The following is a 20572-nucleotide window of genomic DNA, read 5'->3' on the forward strand; positions in this document are numbered from 1 at the left end:
GGGTTATCAGGTCGAGTTTTGCTCCCCGAGCGCACACAGACGAGCAACTCCAGCACCTTCCGCTTGGCTGCGGAATTGTCTCTTGTTCGGAGTGTTTTCTTGATTTCTTTGCGTCTACCACAAGGCATGATCGTGACCTTGCGGAAGTACCAGATACCGTGCGGGTAACTTAGGCCAGAGACGGCCAGAGATTCATGAGGTTGCCTCTTGTTTGTCTACAGGCCGGCGTCCACCCCCAGTGGATGACCAGACAGGCTTTGAGGCTAACTAATTGATTTGCCAGAAATGGTGGGGGCTCTGCCAGCCACATCCCGGCACTCGAAGGACTCGCCTTGGCTGCTACCTTCCGGTCCTGACCAGGTCGACGAGATTCCGATGCGGGAGGACCAACAGAGCCCCCATAACAACGCCGGCGAGTCTACCTAGCCTGGCTGGCAATTGCAAACCCTTTACCGGTCAGGGTTGCTCAAGTGCCTGAAAACTCGGCAACCTGGCTAAAAAAACAGGAATTTGATCGCAATTAGCAGCTGCAGCAAGGCAAAGCTGCGACGCAGCCAGAGGCTGGATAAGCGGTGGGCCAGGCGGACACCGAGACGGGCGGTCAGGGTACTGGTCAGCACTATGCCCAGCAGTGCGGGCCAGTAGACGAAACCAAAAGCGTGCGCCGGCAAGGCGGGCTCATGCCAGCCGTGATAGATATAGCTAATGGTGGCACTGACGGTCACCGGGATGCCACAGGCGGCCGAGATGGCGATCGCCTGCACCATGGGGACGTGGCGCCAGCGCAGGTACGGCACGATCAGGGTGCCGCCACCGATGCCAAATAGCGCCGAACTGACGCCGATCGCCGTGCCAACCAGGGGGCGTTCCAAGCGGGTGACATGGGGATGTTTGCCCTGCGGGCGCCAATCGCACCAGATCTGTAGCGCCATCACCAAGGCAAACAGACCGATCAGTTGCTGCAGCAGCGTGGCGCTGAGACCGGCGGCAATATCGCCCCCGAGCAGTGCACCGCACACCATGCCAGCCGAGAGCTGCAGAACCAGGCGCCACTCCAATTCGACTTTGGCCATGTGGGCACGCACTGAACTCAGGGCAGTAAACACGATGCAGGCCAGCGAGGTGCCCACGGCCAAATGGATGCTGATGCTTTCCGGCAATCCCTGCAGGCGGTAACTGAGCAATAACAGCGGCACTATGATGAGGCCGCCACCAATGCCGAACAGGCCGGCCAGAAAACCAGACAACAGGCCGGTGGCGAGGTAGATGAGGATCAAGGTCATGCGACGGCAACCATGATGAAACGTGGTCCGATCCTAAGGGGCAGGGCAGCGGATGACAAGTCGCTGCCCTGTTTTGAGCCCGACGAGTCTAGCCGAGGCTCAGGTTACCGTGACTGGCCAGCCACAGCGTCCACAGGGCAACGGCGCCCAGTATCAGGCTGAGAGCTTGTTCCACCCGGTTCAACTGTCGAGCGCCGTGCTGGCGGCGAGCGACCCAGTAGATCAGGATCCCCGGCGCATACAGCAGGGTGACCAGCATCAGGTACTCCAGGCCGGCGGCGTAGACCAGCCAGAGGCCGTAGAGCGTCGCGATCAGGGCGATGGCCAGATCGCGACGCCGGGCTGCGTCTTGCTGTTCGTAGCTGATGCCGCTCCAGCTCAGGCGCACGCCATAAGCGGCGGAGAAGACATAAGGCACCAGGGCCGCGGCGGTGGTGACATTCACCAGCAGCAGGTAGGTGCTCTGCTGGAACAGAATGATCAGCAAGAACAACTGAATCATCGCGGTCGATGCCCAAAGCGCATGATGAGGTGCGCCATTGCGGTTCTCGGCGGCAAACCAGCTGGGGAACAGACCGGTACGCGCGGCGATAAACGGCACTTCACAAGCCATCAAGGTCCAGCTCAGGAAGGCACCGCAGACCGAGATCATCATGCCACCGTTGATCAGCATGGCTCCCCACGGGCCGACCACGCGCTCAAGGATGGCGGCGGTAGAGGGGTTCTTCAGCGCGGCCACTTCCGGTTGGGTCATGACACCCAGCGCAAACAGACTGACCATGACATACAGCGCCAGTGCGCTGAGCAGCGCGATGAGGGTCGCTTTACCGACATCGCTGCGACGCTCGGCGCGGGCGGAAACGACGATGGCGCCTTCGATGCCGATGAACACCCAGAGGGTGATTTTCATCGTCGATTTAATCTGCTCCAGCACACTGCCGAGACCAGCGGTGTTCTGGCCCCAGATATCCAGCGAGAAGGTCGGCAGATGAAAGGCCAGCAACAGAGCGACACACAGCACCACCAGCGGCACCAGCTTGGCGATGGTGGTGATGATATTGACGAACGCGGCCAGGCGAATGCCGCGCAGCACCAGCAGGTGCACGCACCAGATCAGTACTGAGCCCAGTGCAATCGCCGCAGGCGTGTTGCCTTCACCCATCAGCACCTGTTGCGGGGTATCGACGAAGTAACTCAGGGCACTGCATAGCACCACGACGTAGGAGACGTTGGCCAGCAACTGGCAGATCCAGTAGCCCCAGGCGGCATTGAAGCCGATCAGGCTGCCAAATCCGGCACGGGCATAGGTGAAGATGCCGCCGTCCAGATCTGGGCGGCGCAGCGACAGAAACTGGTATACCAGGGCCAGGCAGATCATGCCGATGCCGGTAATGAGCCAACCGAGGCTGATGGCGCCGACTTGTGCCTGGGCGGCAATATTCTGTGGCAGGCTGAAGATGCCGGCACCGACCATGGAGCTCAATACCAGCGCGATCAGGGCGCCCAGTCCTAGGTTTTTCTTCATGTGTGTATTTTCATGCATCGAGGTGAATGTTGAGTCATGCCAACTAAAGCATGGCATGCCAGAAGGCGCGCACTATATTGCTTAACTATGTTGTTATCAACGCACATAACGGCAATTAAATTCATTTTTTGTGAAAAAAGCAGGCGAATAAACCTAAATGGCACCCGCGGGGCGATATTTTGCATCTTTACGCAGTCTCGGCGACGGCCAGGCGGGCTGAATCGGGGGGGCAGAAAGCAACATGCCGTCGGCGATGACGGCATGTTGGGGGAGATCAATGCATGGCACTGCCTGGCGGCATCGCCTCTTCAGGCGGATTAAGAAAGCCCATCTGTTCACACTCACCATACAGTTGTTGCGTCGCCTCGATCGTGGTGCGCATAAACAGATGTAACTGTTCGTCGGTCAGGCCAGCCGCGGTGGCCAGCGAATCACAGATCATCAGCCGGGGCAGATTGTCATCCACCACATCGACAAACACCTTCAGCGCGGGATAGTTCATGTTCAGACGTCCCAGGTCGGCCACCAGCGGCAGCAAGGCCGTTGGGCGGATCTCCAGTTCGGTGGTGAACATGATGCCGTCGTTTTCCACAAACAGCCGGCTCTCGAGCACCCCCTCCAGCGACTGCAAGTCAACGACATGGATGCCGTGGCACTGATCGCACAGGTAGTGGGGAAACTGGCCCTGGCTCAGCCAGCGCATCACAACTTCAAAGCTCGGAACTATCATCATTGCTCGGATTCTTGGTGAAAAAGACGCCGCAGTCTAAACCAAAAGCCGGCATCAATGAAGTCATCGACAACATACCGGGTCGCCGAGCCCCGGTATACCGGGCAGACGCGGGCGCACACGACGTCGTGCTTGCCGACTGAGTGCGACATGCGTGCCTTGTCGGCTGTCAGTGGCGAAAATCAGTACCGTTGCCAGAAAAAGGATAATGATGCCGGCAAGCTATGCCGCCTGTTGTCGGCAGAGCAGGCCATAGGCGTGGTGGCCGGGAGGGACGCAGTATGGCGTCCCCTGCGGCCGCGGCCACCACGTTTTGGTCTGGTTCCCTTTTCTGCTAGCATGACGGCCATTGTTACTGCTGCCGTTGCTGGGCCGGAATGCTTCCGGTGGGTGATGGCGCGGCTGTCTGTGGGGTTGTCAGCGTGTCCTTGTCTATTTCCCAATTGCAATCTGCCTTGTCCACCTGTCTGGCGATGGATCGTCAGCGCCTGTCGCGCCGTCTGCGCGGTGTCGAAAAAGTGCCGGCGGCCAAACGCCAGCCAATCCTCGAGGCCATCGCGCTGGAGCTGGCGGCGGCGCAGCTGCGTGCCGAGGCGCGCGCCAGCAAGCTGCCGGCCATCGACTATCCGGCAGATCTGCCGGTCAGTCAGAAGAAGGATGAGATTGCCCGCGCCATCGCCGCGCATCAGGTGGTGATCGTCGCCGGCGAAACCGGCTCGGGCAAGACCACCCAGCTGCCGAAGATCTGCCTGCAACTGGGGCGCGGGGTGCAGGGGCTGATCGGCCATACCCAACCGCGGCGTCTGGCGGCACGCAGTGTGGCGACCCGGATTGCCGAGGAGCTCAAGAGCGAGCTGGGCAGTACCGTGGGTTACAAGGTGCGGTTCAATGATCAGGTGGGTGACGACACCTTCGTCAAACTGATGACCGACGGTATCCTGCTGGCCGAAATCCAGCATGATCGTCTGCTGAGCCAGTATGACACCCTGATCATTGACGAAGCCCACGAACGCAGCCTGAACATCGACTTCATTCTCGGCTACCTCAAGCAGCTGCTGCCGAAACGTCCCGATCTGAAGGTGATCATCACCTCGGCGACCATCGATCCCGAACGCTTTGCCCGCCATTTTGGCAAGGCGCCGATCATCGAGGTCACAGGTCGCACCTATCCGGTGGAGACCCGCTATCGGCCGCTGGTCGATGGCAGCGAGGAAAAAGATCCGCTGCAGGGCATCTTCGATGCCGTCGACGAGCTGTGTGTCGAGGGGCTCGGCGATATTCTGATCTTCATGAACGGCGAGCGCGAAATCCGCGATACCGCCGACGCGCTGCGCAAGCGCAACCTGCGCGATACCGAAATCTTGCCGCTCTATTCGCGGCTCTCCAATGCCGAGCAGAACCGGGTATTCAGTCCCCATCCCGGCCGGCGCATCGTGCTGGCGACCAACGTCGCCGAAACCTCGCTGACGGTGCCGGGTATCCGCTATGTCATCGATCCGGGTACCGCGCGCATCAGCCGCTACTCGGCGCGCACCAAGGTACAACGGCTGCCGATCGAGCCCATCTCCCAGGCCAGTGCCAACCAGCGCAAGGGGCGCTGTGGCCGCGTGGCACCGGGGATCTGTATCCGCCTGTATGACGAGAGTGATTTTCTCGGTCGGCCGGAGTTTACCGATCCGGAGATCCTGCGCACCAACCTGGCGTCGGTCATCCTGCAGATGCTGGCGCTCGGGCTCGGCGATATCAGCCGCTTCCCGTTTGTCGAGCCGCCGGATAGCCGCCAGATCACCGACGGCATTCGTCTGCTGGAAGAACTTGGCGCCATTGAGGGCAAATGGCAGGAGGGCAAGCCCGAGCAACCGGGGCAGGGTAATGGCCTGCGCCTGACCGCCATCGGCCGCCAGCTGGCACGTATTCCGCTCGATCCGCGTCTGGCGCGCATGGTCATCGAGGCGCCGAAGTTTGACTGCCTGGAGGAGGTGCTGATCATCACCTCGGCACTGTCAATTCAAGATCCGCGCGAGCGGCCGATGGAGAAGAAGCAGGCCAGCGACGAGCAGCATCGCCGCTTCGAGGACAAGGAGTCGGACTTCGTCGCGTTCCTCAATCTGTGGCGCTATCTGCAGGAGGCGCAGGAACAGGACAGCCAGAACCAGTTCCGCCGTCGCTGCCAGCAGGAGTTCCTCTCCTATCTGCGCATCCGCGAGTGGCAGGACATTCACTATCAGGTGCGCCAGGCCACCCGTGAATTGGGGCTCGTGCATAACGACGTCGCGGGCGACAACATCCGCATTCATCAGGCGCTGCTGGTGGGGCTGCTCAGCCATATCGGGTGCAAGGATGGTGACAAGCAGGAGTTCATCGGCGCCCGCAATGCCCGCTTCATGCTGTTCCCGGGCTCCGGTCTGTTCAAGAAGCCGCCGAAATGGGTGATGGCCGCCGAGCTGACCGAGACCTCGCGGCTGTTTGCCCGCACCGCGGCGCGTATCCAGCCGGAGTGGATTGAGCCGCTGGCCCAGCATCTGGTCAAGCGCTCCTACTCGGATCCGCACTGGTCGCGCAAGGCCGGCGCCGTGCTGGCGCTGGAAAAAGTGACCCTGTATGGCCTGACGATCGTGCCGGAGCGCGAGGTGCAGTACAGCCAGATCGATCCGGCCGCCTGTCGTGAGCTGTTTATCCGCCGCGCGCTGGTGGAAGGCGACTTCGAGACGCGCCACGCTTTCTTCAAGCAAAACCTCAAGCTGCTGGCCGAGGTCGAGGAGCTGGAGCACAAGTCGCGCCGGCGCGACATTCTGGTGGATGACGAGGCGCTGTTTGCGTTCTATGACGAGCGCATTCCGCACGATGTGGTGTCGGCCCGCCATTTCGACCGCTGGTGGCAGACCACCGCCAAGCAGGATCCGGAGCGACTGAACTTCGAACGCGAGATGTTGATGAAGGGCGATGCCAGCCACGTCAACGAGCTTGATTATCCGAACTTCTGGCATCAGGGGCGTCTCAAGTTACGGCTCTCTTACCAGTTTGAGCCGGGTGAAGCCGCCGACGGCGTGACGGTGCATATTCCGTTGCCGATCCTCAACCAGGTTGAGCCCCAGGGCTTTGACTGGCAGATCCCGGGCTTGCGCCACGAGTTGCTGGTGGCGCTGATCAAGGCGCTACCCAAGCAGCTGCGCAAGAATTTCGTGCCGGCACCGAACTACGCCAGCGCCTTGAACCAGGCGTTGAACCCGGATTCCGGCCCCTTGCTCGACAGCATCGAAAAGCAGCTCAAACGCATGAGCGGCGTGACCATCCCGCGCGAGAGCTGGGAGCTCAATCAGGTGCCCGATCATCTGAAAATCACCTTCCGCGTGGTCGACGACAAGGGGCGCAAGGTGGCCGAGAGCAAGGATCTCAATGCGCTCAAACTCGAGCTGCAGGGCAAGGTGCAACAGACCCTGTCGGCGGTGGCGGACAGTGACATCGAACAGAGCGGCCTGACACTGTGGAGCTTTGGCCCGTTACCGCAGGAGTACAGCCAGAAGCGTGGTGGGTTCGAGATGAAGGCCTATCCGGCCCTCATCGACAACAAGGACTCGGTGGCGATCCAGCTGTTCGACTCCCAGGCGGCCCAGGCGGCAGCGATGTGGGCCGGCCAGCGGCGCTTGGTGCTGCTGAATGTGCCCAATCCCATCAAATACCTGCAGGAGAAGCTGCCCAACAAGGCCAAGCTCGGGCTCTATTTCAACCCGTTTGGCAAGGTGGCCGATCTGATTGACGACTGCATTGCCTGCGGCTGTGATCAGCTGATGGCGGCGCAGGGGGCACCGAAGTGGGATGCGGAATCCTTCGAGGCGATGAAGGAGCTGATCCGCGGCGAACTCAACGACACAGTGGTGACGATTGCCCAGCTGGTCGAGCAGATCCTGACCACGGCCCATGGCATCAAGAAACAGCTCAAGGGCCGGGTGACGCTGGAGCTGGCCTATGCGCACTCGGACATTCAGGCCCAGCTGGAGCGCTTGATCTACCGCGGTTTTGTCGCCGATACCGGTCATCAGCACCTGCCGGATCTGCTGCGTTACCTGAAGGCGATTGAACGCCGGCTGGAGAAGATCCCGACCGATCCGAACCGCGACCGCCTGTATATGCTCAAGGTGCAGGCGGTGGAGCAGGAATACCAACAGCTGAAGAACAAGCTGCCCAAGGGACAGCCGGTGCCGGCCGACGTGGCGGAGATCCGCTGGATGCTGGAGGAGCTGCGCGTCAGCTTCTTTGCCCAGACGCTCGGTACGCCGTATCCGATCTCCGACAAACGCGTCAGTCAGGCCATTGCCGCCGTTAAGATCTGAGTGAGCTACCCCCTCCTGTGCGGCCGAGTCTGGCATGAGGGGGCGCCTGTACGTGATGCTGTCGTGCTGTTACCGCGACCTGTACCGCCAGCCGTCCACAGCCTCAGCCGCTGTTGCGCCCGTCATGCCGCAGCGGCCAGCCAGTAGCGCCGTGCCCGATGATGCAAGGTTGTTTGCGGCGTGCGGTGTTGACCAGATCGGTGTTGTCCTCCCGTCAGCCATTGTCCTTGGCTAGCGTCTCCTCGCGTGCCGCCATGGCCGGTGCGGTTGTTCTCTGCGATTTTGCGACCTCTTTGCCATTAAACAGTAATAACAGCCATGCATGCCGGCTGATCACGTAGCGATGCAACAGATAGGGGATGCAGGCGCCGGGAATGACAACCAGGGTAAATTTCAGCAGCGGATCCCAGGCCAGCGGGAGCAGGTAAGCGGCAATCCCCACGACGATGACGTAGTGAAACAGATAAATGGAGTAGGCGGCATCGGAGACGCGACGTAAAAACGGGATCTCGCGATTGAAGCAGGTGTAAAACAGTTGCAAAGCCAGCATGGCCAGTGAGAGGGCAAGAAAATTACGTAGTAAATCCATCACTGCCGCTTTGATTAGCCCATCATAGAGATCTGAATGGAGCAAACCCAGGTAGATGACCAGCGCCGGCAGCAGAATGACCCAGTCCAGTAATCTGAAATGGCGCATTTTTGAATAAAGGTGAGCACTGCTGTAAAACATCAGCCCGAGCAGATAGTAAATAAAGAACTGGACCAATAATGCCGGACTGAGTTGAAAGACAACTTTCGGGATGATATTAAATTTAATCAGGGCGAGGACAGTGCTGGAAATAACAAACGCCAGGAGTGAAAAAGTATAGCGATTGATCAATCCGCGCCGCACGAAAATAGAATCATCCAGTTTTGTCAGCCAATGACGCGGCAGAATCAGTAATACAATATAGGTGTATATCAACAAGTTAACCAGAAACCAGAGGTGGATTACCTTGAAATAGCCTGTCGTGCTCATAAAGTGTGCTTGTATGACGTTCAGCGTAAAAAACACACTGCAAAAAGGCAGTAATATCAGCATAGTCCTCTTTTTCAATAACGCAGGCAGCGATGTGTTTTTTGTTAATACCATGCCCATAAAGAAGCCGGAAATAACGAAGAAAGTTTCCATGCGGAATAAATGTACCAGGGCGGCTAAATAATCCAGTGCAACGTAATGCCCGGGATCGTTCAATACCGATCCGCCCTGGGTGCCATAAATGAGTAGTGCATGATAAAACACACCAGCAACCATCAATATTCCGCGTAATGAATCCATATAAAAATAACGCATAGGCAAGCCTCCGTGCCAAAGTGCGAAATTTATTCCGGGGGAAAACGCCGACACCCAGGATACGGCAAATTTAAATTGGTTAAGGTATGTGTGCTCAGGTCGTGAACGCAATTGTCGAGGGAGCAGTCGATTCTTATCTGCCCGTTGGTGCCAAGTCCAATGCAAATAGTTGAATCATAATTTTGAAGCTATGTGATATCACCAGGCTGGATTGTGAAATCTGATACCAAAAAATCAGAAATAACAGAATAAAAGACTCACCCTGGCGATGAGAGCGCCAGGGTGGTGCAAGATCGGGCCGTTATCTTTCGATTTCGTTGGGAGAATTGTACTCGGCGACCACGTCGATGATGCCTTCAAACAGCACCTCCTGGTCCTCAAGACGGATGCCGTCACTGCCGGTCCAGTACTCGAAGGCCCGGGCGCGGATATCGTTGTGACGGTAGGTGTCGGCCAGCAGGTGGCGCTGATCGGCGACATACAGGGAGCCGGTCAAATTCAGCTTGAGCAGTTTCTGGTTGCCCGGATTCAGGGTCTGCCACCAGAAATCCACCGAGTCGCGGGTACAAACCCAAATGCAGGTCTTGCGTGATGGCAGATGCGGGAAATAGTTGCTACGGACCTCTTCGAAGATCTCTTCACGGATGAACAGTGACTGGCTCTTGGTCACTTCGCGCGCGGCTTTGAGCAGATTCATGGCCTCCATGCGCTGATAGTCCGCGCTGCTGGCAAAGAACTTGTCCAGCGCCTGGCCAAAAGGCAGCTCTTCGATGCCGTCATCGTAGAACAGACCGCGGGTATTGTAGTGGTCATAGAAAAAATTGTTGCGCTTCTGTACCCAGTTGATGCGATGGCCAACCTGCCACAGGCCACTGTAGGGCCCCAGCCGATGGATATGAAAGTACTCTGCATTTTTGGCTAGCATGTGCGACATCCCTGATTCGCAGAAGCAGACAGCCACTGCCGTTGCAGGCATGTGGACTCATTAATGTCTGATAATTTCTAATGACGACAATAGGATAAGTCAATTTACACAATTTCACCGGATGCGGATCAAGCTTCCACCCTGTTGCCGGCAGGTAAACAGCCACACTGTGATCCGGCGCGTCAGTTGCTGGTTTTTGACTCGCCACCGGCAGCCGTGATAGGGTCTGGCCACTTCTCGTCTGGAGTCTGGAATGTCATTGCGTGTCGCCCGCATGCTGTTGCTGGCATGTAGCCTGTTGTTTGTGTTCTCGGTCTCGGCTTTCTATGCCGAGGGGTTACCGCGTGCCGAAACACAAAGCCTGGTGGGCGAGCGTAGCGAGCTGTCGGTCGCCAAGACACTCCAGTTCATCGTGTTCCAACCCCTGCGCACCCTGCGTGTTGAGTCGGCCAGCCAGCTGGATGACGACGAGCCGTGGCCAGATGTTTTTACGCTGCTTGTCGATTGGAGTCTGCCGTGGCAGAGCCTGCTGCTGGCGGGGTTGCTGCCTTGTCTGCTGCTGGCTCGCTCGCTCGCGGGTCACTGGCACCAGCCGTCGCGGCGTCTGCATGAACATGATCGCCATCCCCGTCATCACCAGTACCGCTATCTGCAAAGTCTGTCTGTGAACTGATCCCGGCCTCAGGCCACCTGATATTGCCTCCGGAACCGCGCGTTCTGGAGCGGATGCTATTTCTTCGGGATCCTTGATCATGACACGACAAAACACCAAAGCGGTGATCAACCGTATGGGGCCCTGGCAGCTGGCCTTACTGCTGCTGATGCTTGCCACCTTTACTTTTTACTCCTTACCGACCTTCTTCGGTGAACAGCCGGCGTTGGGACTGCACGGTGATCAGCCGTTGACCACGCAGGAACAGCAGCTGTTGCAACGCGCTGCGGTCGAACCCCGGCAGCAGGTGACGGTGCCTGGTCACCAGGTTCTGGTCTTCGATACTGCCGCGCAACAGCAGCAGGCTCGGCGCCTGCTGCTGCAATCCGGCCGCGATGAACGGCAGATGACGATTGAATTTCACGCCAATGCACCCGCCTGGTTGACCCGGCTTGGGGCGGCACCTATCAAGCTTGGCCTGGATCTGCGCGGTGGCTCGCAGCTGCTGATCGGCGTCGATACCGACTTTATGATCGAAACCCAGACCCGCAACCTGATGGAGCGGCTGCGTGATGATCTGCGCAATCAGCGCTTGTTTGGCACCCAGGTCAGTCGGGCTGGGGCCGGTCTTGTCAGCATGACGTTACCTGCCACCGAGACTCCCGGCCCCTGGCTTGAGTTGTTGCGCAACTATACGTCTGGCCAACCTGCAGCCTGGCAACTGCAACGCGATGGCAACCGATTCCTGTTGACGCTCACCCAGGAGGAGCGCAATCAGCTGATCAACAACGGCGTGACGCAGAATCTGTCGATCTTGAAAAAACGGATCCAGGAATTGGGTATCACGGAGGCCTCGGTGCAGCGCCAGGGGCAAAAGGGGATCCGCATCGAGTTACCTGGCGTACACAATCCCAAGCAGGCCAAGGAGGTGATCGGGGCCACGGCGTCGCTGGCTTTCCATCTGGTCGGCGATGCCACTGGCTATGTGTTGACGGATCGCGAAGGCCGTGCGGTGAACCTGGTGCGCAAGCCGGTTCTGAGCGGTGACCATATTGTCGATGCCAGAGCCGGTAGCGACGACATGGGCAAACCCCAGGTCAGCATTACCCTGGATCGTGCAGGCGGTGCCCGGATGAGCAGTTTTAGCCGGGACCATATCGGGCAGCCGATGGCGACCGTGTTCACCGAATACCAAAGCGAGAACGGGGGGCCGCTGCGCGCCTCGCAGGCGGTGATCAATGTCGCGACCATACAGTCGGCACTGGGGAACCAGTTCCGGATCACCGGGCTGGAGAGTGTTGACGAGGCGCGGGAGTTGGCCTTGCTGCTGCGTGCGGGTGCCTTGACCGCACCGCTGCAAATTCTGGAAGAGCGCTCCATCGGACCGACACTCGGCCAGCAGAACATCGAAGCCGGATTCACTGCGTTGGCATTTGGTATGGCCGGCATGATGCTGTTCATGCTGTTGTGGTACCGCCGTTTCGGTTGGGTCGCCATCACCGCCCTGATCGCCAACTTGCTGATGCAGGTCGGTATGCTGGCGGTATTGCCGGGTGCCGTGCTGACGCTGCCGGGCATCGCCGGACTGGTGTTGACCGTGGGCATGGCGGTGGACACCCATGTGCTGATTTTTGAGCGCATACGCGACCGGTTACGGGAAGGCGGCAGCCTGGCCAATGCCATCGACTTCGGCTATCGCTCGGCATTTAGCACCATCTTCGATGCCAACATCACCACGCTGATCAGTGCCGTGGTGTTGTATGGCATTGGCTCCGGGCCCTTGCAGGGCTTTGCCATCACGCTGATCCTGGGGCTCATCTCCAGCATGATCACGGGCATCTGGGGCACCCGTGCCCTGATTAATCCCCTCTGGGGCCGTACGACCGCCAAAGCGGTGAGGATCTGACCATGTTGAATCGACTGTGTATGCTCTCCTTGACCCGTTGGCGTTATATCGGGCTGGGAATTTCATCGCTTGTGACCCTGCTGGCGCTGGGGGTTCTGCTGAGTCAGGGTTTGCATCTGGGGCTGGATTTCACCGGTGGCCTGCTGCTCGAGCTGAACATCACCACCTTGCAATCGCCTGCTGAATTGAACCAGCTGTTGGCCAACGCTGGCGCGTCGGGGTTACAACTGCTCCCTGGCGGTGGCGCCGGGGAGTGGCTATTGAAACTGCCGCCGTCCGTTCAGCTCGGATCGCCACAGGAGGTCGTTGACCAGCTGCATCAGCTGTTGCAGTTGCCGGTGGAGTTGATCCGCGCCAATCAGGTAGGCCCGCAGGTGGGATCAGAGTTGTTCGAGCAGGGTTTGCTGGCCCTGCTGGTGGCCTCGGTGGCCATCTCGGTCTATTTGGGGATGCGCTTTGAATGGCGGCAGGCGGTCGGTGTCTTGTTGTCGGTGGCGCACGATGCGGTGCTCGCGCTCGGCTTGCTGGCCTGGATGCAGATCGAGTTTGATCTCAACGTCATCGCCGGTTTGATGGCCGTGATTGGCTATTCGCTCAACGACAGCATTGTCATCTCCGATCGCCTGCGCGATCTGTTGCAGGCGCGCGTCACCACGGATATTCATAGTTGTTCCGATCGCGCGATTAAAGCGACATTCAGTCGCACCATGATCACCTCGGGTACGACGCTGTTCACGGTTGGCGCCTTGCTGCTGTTCGGTGGCGAGGCACTGTACGGCTTTGCCTTTACGCTGTTTGCCGGCGTGTTGGTGGGGACCGTCTCGTCGATCACCATCGCCTCCACGGTACAGGAGCTGTTGGGGCTGTCGACCGCGGCGTATGACAAGAAGCAGATCGAAACCGAAGTCTGGGATGGGGTCTAGGCCGGTGCGCACTAGCCGCAGGATGGCCTCGGGCCCATGCAGAGCAGTCAAGGCGTCGCGGCGCCTTGACTGTCTGCTGCCGCCTGGCGTGCGTCTACGACCGCGGGTCTCCAGCCACAGACGCTGGTAGCAGGGATTGGTCTCGTACGGGTTGCAACGTGGCGGCTGGCATCAGGAGACGGGCATGACAGGCCGGGTGCCGCCTTGGTCTGTTGCCGAGCCGCAGCCAGGGCCGGCGCCATCAGTCAAAACTGGGCGGCGCTGGACTCAGGGAGGCAAAAGTTGTGCGATGGCTAACAGTCGGCGTCGAAAGAAAACTCTAACCTGCTGATTTTAATTGGATCGCCCGTTGCAGGAGGCAAAATGAAAAACAGTTTTCACCACGCAGTACCGGATCAGCATGGCTATTTTGGCGATTACGGTGGCAGTTATGTGCCTACCGAGTTGCAGCTGATCATCGACGAAATTACCCTGGCTTATCAGCAAATTCGTGAAGAGCCGGCCTTTCTCGACGAGCTGTCGCGTCTGTATCGTCATTTTGTCGGCCGGCCGAGCCCTATTTTCCACGCGCGCAACCTTTCCGCTCGCTATGGCACCGATATCTATCTCAAGCGCGAGGATCTCAACCATACCGGCGCGCACAAGATCAACCATTGCCTGGGCGAGGCCTTGCTGGCCAAGAAGATGGGCAAGAAAAAAGTGATTGCCGAGACCGGCGCCGGTCAGCATGGGGTGGCCCTGGCAACCGCTGCGGCACTGGTCGGCCTGGAGTGCGATATCTATATGGGGGAGGTCGATATTGCCAAGGAGCACCCGAACGTGGTGCGCATGGGCATCCTCGGCGCCAGGGTGATCCCGGCGACCCATGGTCGCAAGACCTTGAAAGAGGCGGTGGATGCCGCGTTTGCCGCCTACCTTGCCGATCCCCATACCCAGTTATATGCCATCGGCTCCGTGGTCGGCCCGCACCCGTTCCCGATGATGGTACGGGATTTCCAGTCCATTATCGGCAACGAGGCACGCGAGCAGTTCCAGCAGATGACAGGGGCGTTACCGGCGAACCTGGTCGCCTGTGTTGGCGGCGGTTCCAATGCCATGGGGCTGTTTACCGCCTTCCTTGACGATGCAGAGGTCAGCATGCACGGTGTTGAACCCGCTGGCCGCGATCTCGCCACACCGGGTGAGCACGCCGCCACCCTGAGTCAGGGCGAGCCGGGCATCATGCATGGCTTCAAGTCCTACATGCTCAAGGACGAACAGGGTGAACCGCAAGAGGTCTACTCGATTGCCAGTGGCCTCGACTATCCGGCAGTGGGGCCGCAGCACAGTTATCTCAAGGATTTGGGCCGCGTCAGCTATGGGGTCATCGATGATCGCCAGGCCATCGATGCGTTCTTCACACTGTCGCGCCTGGAAGGCATCATACCGGCGATTGAGTCTGCCCACGCCGTGGCGTATGCGTTGCAGTTGGCCGAGCAGGGCGAGCGGGGCTCTATCCTCGTCAACCTGTCTGGCCGTGGTGACAAAGACATTGATTTTGTCATCAAGCACTTCGGTGCCGAATACGGGGTTGGCAGCCTGTAACGGCACGCGACTGCGCAGAGTGTGCCAGCACCTCCGATGCCAAAGCGCAGAGGTGCTGGCCGCGATCATCAGCACATCGACATGGCTTAACCTGCACGACGGCGCAACAGCCGTTGCAGTGGCAGCGCAAGCAGTACCAGCACACCACCGGCGACGACACCGCTGATGGCACCCGCCAGCATTTCGGCCAGCGATTGCCAGACGGTGGCAGCAGGCCAGCTGGCGACCAGGCTCGCGATGGCGTGGTTCAGTGTGTGACCCAGGGGCAGGCCGTGCAACAGTATGCCGCCACCGACCATGAACATGGCGATGGTGCCAACGAAGGCCAGGGTACGCATCAGGGCCGGGGCCAGCCACAGCAGGCCGCGACCCAGCATCCGGCTTGGTGAGCCCGGCCGCTGCAGCAGCCAGAGCCCCATATCATCCAGCTTGACGATCAACGCCACCAGGCCATAGACGCCAATCGTCATCACCAGCGCGACCAGACTCAGGACGGCAATCCGGCTTGGCAGCGCCATCAGCTGGATGGTGCCCAGCGCGATGACGATGATCTCGGCCGACAGGACAAAATCAGTCCGGATTGCCCCTTTGATCTTTTCGCGCTCCAGCGCCAGCAGATCCGTGTTGAGATCGGTTGCGGGGGCCGGAGCGCCCTCTGCGCTGGCTGCGCCCGCTTCATCATGACCAAGCCAGCTATGTAACAGCTTTTCGGCGCCCTCAAAGCACAGGTAGGCGCCGCCCAGCATCAATAGCGGCGTGATCAGCGCCGGCGCGAATGCGCTGATCAGCAGGGCGGCGGGGACCAGTATCAACTTGTTGCGCAGCGAACCGAGGGCGACGGCCCAGACCACAGGCAGCTCGCGTTCGGCACGAACCCCTGACACCTGTTCGGCATTGAGTGCCAGGTCATCACCGAGTACTCCAGCCGTTTTGCGCGCGGCGACTTTGGTCATGGTGGCCACGTCATCCAGGACGCTAGTGATATCATCAAGCAGAGCGAGCAGGCTTCCAGCTGCCATGGTGCTTTCCTTTTCTTCAAGGGGAAGCCACGAGTATACGGAGCGCAAATCAATGAACAAGTGCTGCGCTTTTCGGTTATCACTACGCAAGGTCCGGATCGTCTCTGTCATGCCAGCTTAACGTTGGTAAAACTCGGCAAAGGTGCTGGGAAATGGTTCGGTCGAGACCTATGCTCGCCTCATCTACCGACCATTGGAGAAACAAGATGCGGATGAATCATAAACCGGGTGGCGTGTTGCGTTGGTCTTGGCTGTCACTGGCATTGGTGAGTGCCCTGGCTTTGGCACAGGGGCCTGACGGAAAGAAGCCACCGCGGCCGCCCAAGGAAGCATTCGATGCCTGCGCCGGCATGGCCGTCAACGACCCTTGCGCCATGACGATGCCGGATGGCAATACGCTGGATGGGACCTGCCAGGCGGCACCAGCGGCCAAAAAGGCGTCGACCAGTGCCGCTGTGGCCACCACGGATCTGGTTCTGGCTTGCCGGCCGGAGCACATGCCACCACCACCCGAGGGACAGGATCAGGAGCCGGCGTCCGAAGAGGAGTAAGCCGACAGGCGTCATGTGCATGACGCCTGTTTTTTTTACGCCAGTGCCTTGCCGATCAGTGCCAGGGCAGCGGCATCCAGCGTCAATGTCAGGGCGGCTTGCTGGCCGGCCGGCGACATCTTGCGCCAGGTTTTGCGCACGATATCCAGGATTTTTTCTTCCTCGTGTGCCGCCGCAAACGCCGTGAAGTAATACTGCAAGAACACCAGACAGATGACATCTTCCAGGGTCTGGCATTCGGGATCCCGCTTTAGCTGCTCCTTTTGCAACAGGCTGCCAACCCGTTCAATCAGTGTCACGTCATAACCCAACTCCGTCATCAATTCTGCGGCGCGTCGGGCGTGGTACTGTTTCAGCTCATTGCGCCACTGCAGATAACCGGCGCGGTCGCGAGGGTAGTGATCACGGGGGATCACCCAGCGTTCCAGATGTTGAGCCCGTGCGGCCAATTGCAGCGCCAGTGATGCCTCGGGACAGAAGCGGGCCAGCATTTCGCTCATGCGCCGACCATAAAGCCACTCCTGCGGGTGAGCGTCGCCATGCTCGTCGATGTCACGGCGCGGGTCGGCCTGATTGGCGGTATCGAACGCCTGCAGTGCGGCAGTTGCATCCAGCTTATTGGTCATGAATCATCTCCCTGTAAAGTGCTGCCACTATTGCTGTCTGGCTACCACATGTCAAACGGCGGCAGCCTGGGTCGGAATCAGGTATCATGTCCCTGATTTCGTTCAACTAGGTATCAAGGAGCACAAGGTGCAATTTTATCGAGCCTGGTCGGCCCCGTGGTTGGCATGGTTTTCCCGTGATTTTTATGTGGATGTGGCGAAAAACTGGCGCGGAACCGGTATCGGCTACCTGTTCCTGCTGTTGTGTGTCACCTCTATCCCGATGACATTTCAGGTGGGCCAGATCATCGAAACGATGGCAAACACCTACCTGAGCCAGGTCATCGACAAGATGCCGCCGCTGCGCATTGAGCAGGGGCAATTGAAGACTGATGTCCCGCAACCTTACATCATCACTTTGCCAGGCCAGAGCGAGCCCATGGTGGTGATTGATACCCGCAGTGACAAGCCCAGCGAGGCGGAGTTGCAGGCCCCACTGGTGTTGTTGGCCGATCGCCTGCTGATCGACAATCAAGGTGAGGTGCGCAGCTATCCGTTTGAACAGATCGAGTCCTACGCCTTCGACAAGGTTCAAGCACACGCGTTTCTCGATCGGATGGTGGGGATTGTCAAACCTATCGCCTATCTGCCTGTCCTGGTGGGCGAGTTCCTGTACCGGCTGATGCAGGTATTGATCTATGCCGTCGGCGGCATGGTCTTTGCCTCGATCCTGAAGGTTCGCTTGCCGTATGGCACCCTGTTGCGTTTGACGTGTCTGGCGGTAACGCCGAGCATTCTGGTGATCACTCTGGCCAGCGTGCTGGGGATGGCGGCGACACTGCCGGGTTTTGTGTTGTTCCTGATTGCCCAGGGATACCTGTTTTTTGCCGTGCAGAGCGTGGCGCGGGCGCAATCCAGCACTCCGTCGGCCGATAGCAACGACCATATTATGGAAGTCTAAGCCCTTGAGGCACCTCCTGTGGCTGCCTCTGTTCCTGTTGGTGGGCTGTGCCAGCTCACCACAGGATCACTGGTTGGGACCGGATAAGGCCAAACATTTCGTTGTCTCCGCGGCTTTGGCCTCTGCGGCAACGGCGGCGAGCCACTCGCAGTCGGCCACAACACGGGCCCAATTCGGGATCGGTCTGACACTTCAGATTGGGCTGGGCAAGGAAGCATTGGATTCCCGTCCTGGGGGTTCGGGCTGGAGCTGGCGCGATCTGGCATGGGATCTGGCGGGTGCCCTGTGCGGCTATAGCCTGGCCGAACAGGCTCGCTAGGCCGCAGGTTTGCAATTTTCAAACCTGCGTTGCATTTTGCAGTAGCAAGCGTGCACGGCACTGCGGGGAGCCGACACACATTGGCTATTAACTAATAAAATCAATAAATTACATCGACATCCCTTCTGGCATTCAACCTGGCCCCTTCTATGCAGTGCTCCGTTCAGTGAAGCGTAACGGAGAAAACGGATGCTGCGACGACTAACGATTTACCACAGATTGCTGCTCAGCGGCGTGCTGACACTCTCGGGACTGATCTGTCTGGCTGCGGTGACCTTGTATGTCTCGTACCAGGCCGTCATGGCCGACAAGCGCGAGACGGTACGTCAACTGGTTGAGGCCACCAACGGCACCTTGAGCGCGCTTTATGCCGAGGAGCAGCGTGGCGAGCTGGATCGGGCCAGTGCCCAGCAGCAAGCCAAACAACTGATCCGCCAGATGCGTTTTGGCGATGAAAACTACCTCTGGATCAATGATCTCTCGCCCAAGGCCGTACTGCATCCCGCCAAACCTGAACTCGAAGGCCAGGATTTAAGCCAAATCCGCGATCCGCAAGGCAAGCCGATATTTCTGGAGTTTGTGCGTGTCGCGCAACAAGCCCCTGCCGGAGGGTTCGTCGACTACTACTGGCCAAAGCCCGGACATGCGGATCCGGTGTTCAAGGTCTCGTATGTCCAGCTATTTCCGGCATGGGGTTGGGTGGTGGGCAGTGGTGTCTACACCGACGATGTCTGGGCGTTTTTTATGTCGCAACTGATGACGGTGCTGTCGATTGTGTTCCCGCTGATGCTGTTGCTGACACTGCTGAGCCTGGCCATTGGTCGCAGTATCATCCGGCCCTTGCAACAGACCGAGCGCAGTCTTAGCGCCATTGCCGATGGCGGTGGCGATCTGACGCGGCGGCTGGATGAACAGGGGCGTGATGAGTTGGCGGCGCTGGCGCGGGCATTTAACCGCTTCAACCAGAACCTGAGCCAGACGGTCAGCCAGATCATGGGCGCCAGCGAGCGCAGCCAGCACGCCGCGGCAGAGTTGGAGTTGGCGGTAAAGGCGGGCCAGGAAACCATGCTGCGCCAGCATCATGAGACCGAAGGTGTCGCGACTGCGATGAACGAGATGGCGGCCACCACCCGCGAAGTGGCCAATAGTGCGGTACAAGCCTCGGATGCTGCGCTGGATGCCCGGCAGCGTCTCGATGAGGGTGCCGAGGTGATTCAGCAAGCCATCGGTGCGATGCGGCAGCTGAATCAGGAAGTGACCGTGGCCGACGACATGGTTAACCACCTGGTGGACGAAACCAAGCAAATCGGCTCTGTGGTCGAGGTGATCCGGCGTATTGCCGACCAGACCAATTTGCTGGCTCTCAATGCGGCCATCGAAGCCGCTCGGGCCGGGGATCAGGGGCGTGGTTTTGCCGTCGTGGCCGATGAGGTGCGCAAGCTGGCCACCCAGACGCAAACCTCGACCAACGAGATCCAGAGCATCATCAGCCGTCTGCAGCAGGGGGTGCATAATGCAGCCAACAGCATGCAGCAGACCCAGCGCCTCAGTCGGCAAACCGTCGAGCATTCGGCAGGCACAGGTGAAGCGCTCAGCGCGATTGCCAGTGCCGTGCTGGTGATGAATGATCGCAATGCCCAGATCGCCAGTGCCGCCGAGGAGCAGAGCCTGGCCAGTGCAGAAATCAACCGCAGCGTGATTAATATCTCGACACTCTCTGCCGAAGTCGGTCAGCAGCATGGGCAGGTCCAGACGATCAGCCACGATTTGCACCAGCTTTCCGACGAGTTGCAGGAGCTGGTATCGCGTTTTCGCCTCTAGTCCAGGCGATTGCCAAGGGCCCGAGCGGGCTCTTGGCCCGTGAATGTGCGCAAACGCGCAAACAAACAAAAACGAAACCAATATGGATTTTTTCGCTCATTCGG

At 59.1% G+C, this 20572-nt stretch carries 16 protein-coding genes and 1 other RNA gene; 9 read left to right on the forward strand and 8 right to left on the reverse strand.

The window, feature by feature from the left end; genetic code table 11:
* Positions 1-295: 295 nt before the first annotated feature.
* The 4 genes from ffs to ACFOSS_RS10850 form a co-directional block, all read right to left on the reverse strand.
* Positions 296-392: signal recognition particle sRNA small type (gene ffs / locus ACFOSS_RS10835), an RNA gene on the reverse strand.
* A gap of 102 nt (positions 393-494) precedes the next feature.
* The gene (locus tag ACFOSS_RS10840) at positions 495-1283 is read right to left on the reverse strand and encodes a sulfite exporter TauE/SafE family protein (RefSeq protein ID WP_377152370.1); all 789 of its coding nucleotides are present in this window, start codon (positions 1281-1283) and stop codon (positions 495-497) included.
* Between the two features lie 88 nt (positions 1284-1371).
* On the reverse strand, positions 1372-2808 hold the full coding sequence (locus ACFOSS_RS10845) for a basic amino acid/polyamine antiporter (RefSeq protein WP_377152371.1): 1437 nt from the start codon (positions 2806-2808) through the stop codon (positions 1372-1374).
* 274 nt (positions 2809-3082) lie between these two features.
* Positions 3083-3541 carry a type III secretion system chaperone family protein gene (locus ACFOSS_RS10850; protein WP_377152372.1) on the reverse strand — a complete coding sequence of 153 codons (459 nt, stop codon included), beginning with the start codon at positions 3539-3541 and terminating at the stop codon, positions 3083-3085.
* Positions 3542-3960: 419 nt separating this feature from the next.
* Between ACFOSS_RS10850 and hrpA the strand changes: the two genes are divergently transcribed.
* Positions 3961-7869, forward strand: a complete 3909-nt coding sequence (hrpA, locus tag ACFOSS_RS10855; RefSeq protein WP_377152374.1) for an ATP-dependent RNA helicase HrpA — start codon at positions 3961-3963, stop codon at positions 7867-7869.
* 214 nt (positions 7870-8083) lie between these two features.
* Here hrpA and ACFOSS_RS10860 read toward each other — a convergent pair whose 3' ends face one another.
* Both ACFOSS_RS10860 and ACFOSS_RS10865 read right to left on the reverse strand, forming a co-directional pair.
* Positions 8084-9202 carry an acyltransferase family protein gene (locus ACFOSS_RS10860; RefSeq protein ID WP_377152375.1) on the reverse strand — a complete coding sequence of 373 codons (1119 nt, stop codon included), beginning with the start codon at positions 9200-9202 and terminating at the stop codon, positions 8084-8086.
* Between the two features lie 301 nt (positions 9203-9503).
* Entirely contained in the window at positions 9504-10127 is a 624-nt protein-coding gene (locus tag ACFOSS_RS10865) for a DUF2441 domain-containing protein (RefSeq protein WP_377152376.1), read from the reverse strand.
* Positions 10128-10380: 253 nt separating this feature from the next.
* On the opposite strand from ACFOSS_RS10865, the gene ACFOSS_RS10870 reads away from it, so the two are divergent.
* The 4 genes from ACFOSS_RS10870 (at position 10381) to trpB (ending at position 15192) form a co-directional block, all read left to right on the forward strand.
* A complete protein-coding gene (locus ACFOSS_RS10870; RefSeq protein WP_377152377.1) occupies positions 10381-10800 on the forward strand; it encodes a hypothetical protein in 420 nt (139 codons plus the stop codon).
* A gap of 79 nt (positions 10801-10879) precedes the next feature.
* Positions 10880-12685, forward strand: a complete 1806-nt coding sequence (gene secD / locus ACFOSS_RS10875; protein WP_377152378.1) for a protein translocase subunit SecD — start codon at positions 10880-10882, stop codon at positions 12683-12685.
* A 2-nt stretch (positions 12686-12687) separates the two neighbouring features.
* Positions 12688-13608: a protein translocase subunit SecF gene (secF, locus tag ACFOSS_RS10880; RefSeq protein ID WP_377152379.1), complete on the forward strand. Its 921-nt coding sequence runs from the start codon at positions 12688-12690 to the stop codon at positions 13606-13608.
* A 363-nt stretch (positions 13609-13971) separates the two neighbouring features.
* Positions 13972-15192 (forward strand): tryptophan synthase subunit beta, encoded by a 1221-nt coding sequence (gene trpB / locus ACFOSS_RS10885; protein ID WP_377152380.1) that lies wholly within the window; start codon positions 13972-13974, stop codon positions 15190-15192.
* An 86-nt stretch (positions 15193-15278) separates the two neighbouring features.
* Here trpB and ACFOSS_RS10890 read toward each other — a convergent pair whose 3' ends face one another.
* Complete coding sequence (locus ACFOSS_RS10890) at positions 15279-16211, reverse strand: DUF808 domain-containing protein (protein ID WP_377152381.1); 933 nt, start codon at positions 16209-16211, stop codon at positions 15279-15281.
* A gap of 206 nt (positions 16212-16417) precedes the next feature.
* Between ACFOSS_RS10890 and ACFOSS_RS10895 the strand changes: the two genes are divergently transcribed.
* Positions 16418-16762 (forward strand): hypothetical protein, encoded by a 345-nt coding sequence (locus tag ACFOSS_RS10895; RefSeq protein ID WP_377152382.1) that lies wholly within the window; start codon positions 16418-16420, stop codon positions 16760-16762.
* A gap of 35 nt (positions 16763-16797) precedes the next feature.
* Here the strand turns inward: ACFOSS_RS10895 and ACFOSS_RS10900 are convergent, their stop codons facing one another.
* Positions 16798-17388: a DUF4202 domain-containing protein gene (locus ACFOSS_RS10900; protein WP_377152383.1), complete on the reverse strand. Its 591-nt coding sequence runs from the start codon at positions 17386-17388 to the stop codon at positions 16798-16800.
* A 127-nt stretch (positions 17389-17515) separates the two neighbouring features.
* Between ACFOSS_RS10900 and ACFOSS_RS10905 the strand changes: the two genes are divergently transcribed.
* The 3 genes from ACFOSS_RS10905 (at position 17516) to ACFOSS_RS10915 (ending at position 20468) form a co-directional block, all read left to right on the forward strand.
* Positions 17516-18328, forward strand: coding sequence for a DUF1189 domain-containing protein (locus tag ACFOSS_RS10905; protein ID WP_377152384.1), 813 nt, complete (start codon positions 17516-17518; stop codon positions 18326-18328).
* 4 nt (positions 18329-18332) lie between these two features.
* Positions 18333-18647 (forward strand): YfiM family protein, encoded by a 315-nt coding sequence (locus ACFOSS_RS10910; RefSeq protein WP_377152385.1) that lies wholly within the window; start codon positions 18333-18335, stop codon positions 18645-18647.
* 189 nt (positions 18648-18836) lie between these two features.
* Positions 18837-20468: a methyl-accepting chemotaxis protein gene (locus ACFOSS_RS10915; protein WP_377152386.1), complete on the forward strand. Its 1632-nt coding sequence runs from the start codon at positions 18837-18839 to the stop codon at positions 20466-20468.
* Positions 20469-20572 lie beyond the last annotated feature (104 nt).

It is taken from the genome of Pseudaeromonas sharmana (assembly GCF_042649925.1).
Lineage (GTDB): Bacteria > Pseudomonadota > Gammaproteobacteria > Enterobacterales > Aeromonadaceae > Pseudaeromonas > Pseudaeromonas sharmana.

Excerpts from the sequence above, each read along its gene's own strand:
- ACFOSS_RS10895 (WP_377152382.1), top strand. The coding sequence starts at position 16,418 with ATGCGGATGAATCATAAACCGGGTGGCGTGTTGCGTTGGTCTTGGCTG.
- ACFOSS_RS10890 (WP_377152381.1), bottom strand. The coding sequence starts at position 16,211 with ATGGCAGCTGGAAGCCTGCTCGCTCTGCTTGATGATATCACTAGCGTC.
- ACFOSS_RS10860 (WP_377152375.1), bottom strand. The coding sequence starts at position 9,202 with ATGCGTTATTTTTATATGGATTCATTACGCGGAATATTGATGGTTGCT.
- ACFOSS_RS10865 (WP_377152376.1), bottom strand. The coding sequence starts at position 10,127 with ATGCTAGCCAAAAATGCAGAGTACTTTCATATCCATCGGCTGGGGCCC.
- trpB (WP_377152380.1), top strand. The coding sequence starts at position 13,972 with ATGAAAAACAGTTTTCACCACGCAGTACCGGATCAGCATGGCTATTTT.
- secD (WP_377152378.1), top strand. The coding sequence starts at position 10,880 with ATGACACGACAAAACACCAAAGCGGTGATCAACCGTATGGGGCCCTGG.
- ACFOSS_RS10845 (WP_377152371.1), bottom strand. The coding sequence starts at position 2,808 with ATGAAGAAAAACCTAGGACTGGGCGCCCTGATCGCGCTGGTATTGAGC.
- ACFOSS_RS10915 (WP_377152386.1), top strand. The coding sequence starts at position 18,837 with ATGCTGCGACGACTAACGATTTACCACAGATTGCTGCTCAGCGGCGTG.
- ACFOSS_RS10850 (WP_377152372.1), bottom strand. The coding sequence starts at position 3,541 with ATGATGATAGTTCCGAGCTTTGAAGTTGTGATGCGCTGGCTGAGCCAG.
- secF (WP_377152379.1), top strand. The coding sequence starts at position 12,688 with ATGTTGAATCGACTGTGTATGCTCTCCTTGACCCGTTGGCGTTATATC.
- ACFOSS_RS10900 (WP_377152383.1), bottom strand. The coding sequence starts at position 17,388 with ATGACCAATAAGCTGGATGCAACTGCCGCACTGCAGGCGTTCGATACC.
- ACFOSS_RS10870 (WP_377152377.1), top strand. The coding sequence starts at position 10,381 with ATGTCATTGCGTGTCGCCCGCATGCTGTTGCTGGCATGTAGCCTGTTG.
- ACFOSS_RS10840 (WP_377152370.1), bottom strand. The coding sequence starts at position 1,283 with ATGACCTTGATCCTCATCTACCTCGCCACCGGCCTGTTGTCTGGTTTT.